Annotated in this window: 3 protein-coding genes; 2 read left to right on the forward strand and 1 reads right to left on the reverse strand. The window is 72.5% G+C overall.

Annotation, left to right across the window (positions count from 1 at the left end; all coding sequences use genetic code 11):
• Positions 1-137 precede the first annotated feature (137 nt).
• The gene (locus ACFXAZ_RS27825; protein ID WP_384596781.1) at positions 138-1,511 is read right to left on the reverse strand and encodes an ABC transporter substrate-binding protein; all 1,374 of its coding nucleotides are present in this window, start codon (positions 1,509-1,511) and stop codon (positions 138-140) included.
• A 163-nt stretch (positions 1,512-1,674) separates the two neighbouring features.
• Between ACFXAZ_RS27825 and ACFXAZ_RS27830 the strand changes: the two genes are divergently transcribed.
• Positions 1,675-2,460 (forward strand): IclR family transcriptional regulator, encoded by a 786-nt coding sequence (locus ACFXAZ_RS27830; protein ID WP_384596783.1) that lies wholly within the window; start codon positions 1,675-1,677, stop codon positions 2,458-2,460.
• 447 nt (positions 2,461-2,907) lie between these two features.
• Complete coding sequence (locus ACFXAZ_RS27835; RefSeq protein WP_384596785.1) at positions 2,908-4,185, forward strand: enolase C-terminal domain-like protein; 1,278 nt, start codon at positions 2,908-2,910, stop codon at positions 4,183-4,185.
• Positions 4,186-4,347: the final 162 nt, after the last annotated feature.

The raw sequence follows: 4,347 nt of genomic DNA on the forward strand, positions 1-4,347 counted from the left end.
ACCCCCCCTCCCGCGCGCCCCGCCCGGGGGGCGCTTTGGGGGGGGGCCCCGCGCGGGTGGGGGCCCCCCCCCGGGGGGGGCCGGGCGTTGGGCGCCGTCGCCCCCGGTGGTCTCCGGGATGGTGGGGTGTGCGGTGGTCACTCGCCTTCCGCCCAGTAGTTGTCGGTCAGTTCGGTGATGCCCTTGCCCGCCTGCTCCGGCGACAGCCGGTCCAGCGGGCTCATGTCGACGAGGATCGCGGCGGCCTTGTCCTGCTCGTAGGCGGGCGGGAAGTAGGCACGGTTGCTCGGGTCGTAGGTGGTCTCCGGGGTGCCCGCGAAGCTGTCGAGCATGGAGGCGAGGGCGTCACCGAGCAGTTCGGTGTTGCCGTCACCGAGTTCGGTGGCGGGCAGGTCGCTGGAGCCCTCGGCGAACTTGGCGGCGACCTCGGGCTGGGAGAGGTACTCCATCCACTTCTGGGCGTTCTCGGGCTGTTCGGTGGTGGCGGCCATGCTCAGGCCGGTCAGCGCGAGCGGGCCGAGCGCCGGGTCGGGCACCTGGCCGTCCTCGGCGCCGGGCAGGCCGAAGGCGTAGACGTCGTCCGGGTCCATGCCGCTCTGCTCCAGGAACGACAGGGTGAAGGTGCCGCCGACCAGGAAGGCGGACTTGCCCTGGGCGAAGGCCTGGTCGGCCTCGTCGATGTCCAGGGACTGGGTGCCGGGCATCCAGTACGGGGTGAGCTGGTCGTACGCCTCAAGGACCTTGGTGCCGTTGGGTGAGGACCAGTCGCCGGTGTCGTCCTCGCCGTAGAGGGCCTGGTAGTCCTGCTCGCCGAGGATCGAGTAGGCGAGCGGCTGGGCGATCCAGGTGAGGCCGGTGTCGGGGATCTTCAGGCCGAGGGAGAGGCCGCCGTTCTGGGCGTCCTTCGCCTTGGTGGCCGCCAGGGCGTCGATGAACCCGGCCCAGGTGGTGGGCGGCTCGGTGATGCCCGCGTCGGTGAGCATCTGCTTGTTGGCGTAGACGATGCCGAAGGTGCCGATGGTGAACGGCACGCTGTGCCGGTCGCCCAGCGCCACGCCGTGGAACTTGGCGTCCTCGGGCTCCGACTCCTTGAGCTTGGCGTCGTTGACGTAGCCGGACTCGCGCACACTCTCCGGGTAGCGGTTCAGCCACTCGTCGTTGACCACGTCGGTGAGTTCCGAGACCACACCGCCGGCGCCGAGGGCCAGGTCCTCGCCGTCGGAGTGCAGTTCGAGCACGTCGGGGAGGTCACCGGTCTTGGCCGAGCTCTGGATCTTCGTGACGAACGCGTCGTCGGGGGTGTAGGCCTCGACCTCGACCTTGATGCCGGTCTCCTTCTCGAAGTCCTCGGCCACTGCGCGGAGCGCGGCGACGTGGGTCTGCTTGAAGGTCCACATCTCCAGCGTGTCGGAATCCCCGGAGCCCGAGGAGCCGCCGCAGGCGGTGAGAATCAGGCCGGCCGCGACGCTCGCCGCGGCCAGGCGGGCGGTCCGGGAATGACGTATGGGCATCGCCCTTACCTCGCTATCTCGCTATGCTTTATTCAGGTAGCCGAACATCGTTGGGTGACCTGAACATAGAGACGTCGTGATATAGCGTCAAGCAGACGGTCAAGATTCGTCCTGACCGAGCGTCAGAACGGTGGCACGGGAAGCGGAGGTTCGGGTGGAGTCAGTGGCAGCAGCGGCGGGTGAACGCAGGCCCGAGGAGGTCAAGTCCGCGGCGCGGGTGCTGGAGGTCCTGGAGCTGCTGGGCGCGGACGGCGCCAAGCTCTCGCTGGCCGAGCTGGCGGGCTCGATGCGGGTGCCCAAGAGCAGCCTGCACGCGGTGCTGCGCACCATGCAGGCGCGCGGCTGGATCGACGTCGACGCCCAGGGCACCCGGTACGGCCTGGGCCTCAAAGCCCTGATGACGGGCACGGCCTACCTGGAGGGCGACGACGTGGTCTCGCTCGCGGGCCCGGTGCTGGACGCGCTCGCCGAGGAAACCGGCGAGGCCGTGCATCTGACCCGTCTCTCCGGCGCGGACGTGGTGCAGCTGGCCAAGCGCGAGTCCCGGCACGCCCTGCGCATGTACGCCCCGGTCGGCCACCGGGTGCCGGCCCACGCGACGGCCCCCGGCAAGGCGATGCTGGCCCGGTTCGAGCCGGGCGAGGTGGACCGCCGGCTGAGCTGGCCGCTTCCCCAGCTCACCCTGGACACCGTGACCGACCCGGGCGCCCTCGCCGCCCAGCTCGCCGAGGCCCGGCTGCGCGGCTGGGCCCAGGACAACGGCGAGAGCTCCCCCGGCGTGCGCTGCGTGGCCGTCGCCCTGGGCACCGACCACCAGGGCGGCGACGCCATCAGCTGCTCGGGCCCCGCCACCCGCATGGACGACCGCCGCACGGAGGAAATCGCCCTGTCGGTCACCGAGGCGGCCCATTCGTTGCGCACCTTGCTGAAGCGGTTGGGTCAGCACTGAGGACCCCGGGGCGGACGGCGCCGACCCGCCGCACCGGCACCCTGACACGGACGCCGAGGCCACACGGGCCAGGGGCCGGCCCGGGCCGACGGCAAGGGGCCACGCCACGCCACGCGGGCCAGGGCCGCCTCAAGCCGCCGCCACGGCACGGACGCCAGCGAGCCGCATCGCCCCACGGGCGCGGGGACCGCGCGACCAGCCACCCACGACCCGCACCCGCGAACGGCTGCACCCACACCCACGCTCACCCATCACCCGCAAACCCCAACGCCGCCAGGGGCGCGGGGAACTGCGCGACCAGCCACGAACAGCCCGCACCCGCCCGACAACCCCTGCCGCCCACCCCCGCCCGCGCGCCCCACCCGCAACCCCAAGGCCGTTGACAGCGCACGCAGGGTCCGTTCGGATAGCCGTACCACATATGTCTACTCGAACGCCGGAGTCCCTATGGCCGACGCCCCCGCCATCCCCCTCGCCCCCGCCCCGTGGGTCGAGGAACGCGGTGCGAAGATCCGCATCACCGCCGTGCGCACCTTCCTCACCGCCCCGCACGGCTGCCCGCACCTGATCGTCCGGGTGGAGACCAACGAGCCGGGACTCTACGGCCTCGGCTGCGCCAGCGACCCCCAGCGCACCCTCGCGGTGCGTACCGTACTCGACGAATACGTCGGCCCGCTGCTGCGAGGACGAGACCCCGACGACATCGAGGACCTCCACCGCCTGCTGCTCAACAGCGGCTACTGGCGCGGCGGTTCCGTCGAGAGCAACGCCCTCGGCGGCGTCGACGTCGCCCTGTGGGACCTCAAGGCCAAACGCCTGGGCGCCCCGCTGTACTCGCTGTTCGGCGGCCGGGTGCGCCGCGCCGCGGAGGCGTACACCCATGTCGACGGCTCGGACCCGGCGGAGATCGCCGACAAGGTGACGGCGGCGCGCGAGCGCGGCTTCCGGCATGTCCGGGTCCAGGTCGCCGTGCCCGGCTCGGACACCTACGGCGCCGCCCGCGACGCCTCGCTCGCAGCGGCGGTGCGCGAGCGCCGGGTGCCCTGGGACTCGGCCGCCTACCTGCGGACCGTACCGAAGGCGCTCGCGCGGATCCGTGAGCTGGTCGGCGACGAGGTCGAGTTGCTGCACGACGTGCACGAGCGACTCGATCCCCGGCAGGCGCGGGAGCTCCTGCGCCGGATCGAGGACGTGGGCCTGTACTTCCTGGAGGATCTGCTCGCCCCCGAGGACGCGCGGCACTTCGCCCGGCTGCACGCCGTGTCCCCGGTGCCGCTGGCGGTCGGGGAGCTGTTCCACGACCCGGCCCAGTTCATCGCCCTGCTCGACGGCCCGGACATCGACTTCGCCCGGCTGCGCATCCCGACCCTGGGCGGCCTCACCCCCGCCCGCAAACTGGCCGTGCTGTGCGAGCTGCGCGGCGTACGGCTCGCCCCGCACGGTCCGGCGGACGTCAGCCCGGTCGCGCAGGCCGCGACGCTCGCGCTCGACGTGAGCAGTCACGCCTTCGGGGTGCAGGAGGCGGCCACGTTCGCGCCGGCCGTGGCCGAGGTCTTCCCCGGCACGATCGTGCCCGTCGGGGGCGCGCTGGAGCCGCCGGAGGTGCCCGGTCACGGTGTCGACTTCGACGAGAGCGCCGCCCGCCGCCACCCCGTACCCGAGCCGCTGGAGCACGACCGCTGGGCCCTGCTGCGCGGCCAGGACGGCAGCGTCCAGCGACCGTAGTCCCATAGCGCGCCACAAGGGCCATGAGCGCTGTAATTCCCCATAGCCCGCCATAGCCCCCGCCCTCGTACCACCGCCGGCCGGGGGGGGGTGGGGGCTGGGGGGGGGGGGGGTGGGTGAGGAGCAGTGTCAGTGAGAGAGACAGAGACACAGAGTCAGAAG

It is taken from the genome of Streptomyces sp. NPDC059477 (assembly GCF_042749375.1).
Lineage (GTDB): Bacteria > Actinomycetota > Actinomycetes > Streptomycetales > Streptomycetaceae > Streptomyces.

Excerpts from the sequence above, each read along its gene's own strand:
- ACFXAZ_RS27825 (WP_384596781.1), bottom strand. The coding sequence starts at position 1,511 with ATGCCCATACGTCATTCCCGGACCGCCCGCCTGGCCGCGGCGAGCGTC.
- ACFXAZ_RS27835 (WP_384596785.1), top strand. The coding sequence starts at position 2,908 with ATGGCCGACGCCCCCGCCATCCCCCTCGCCCCCGCCCCGTGGGTCGAG.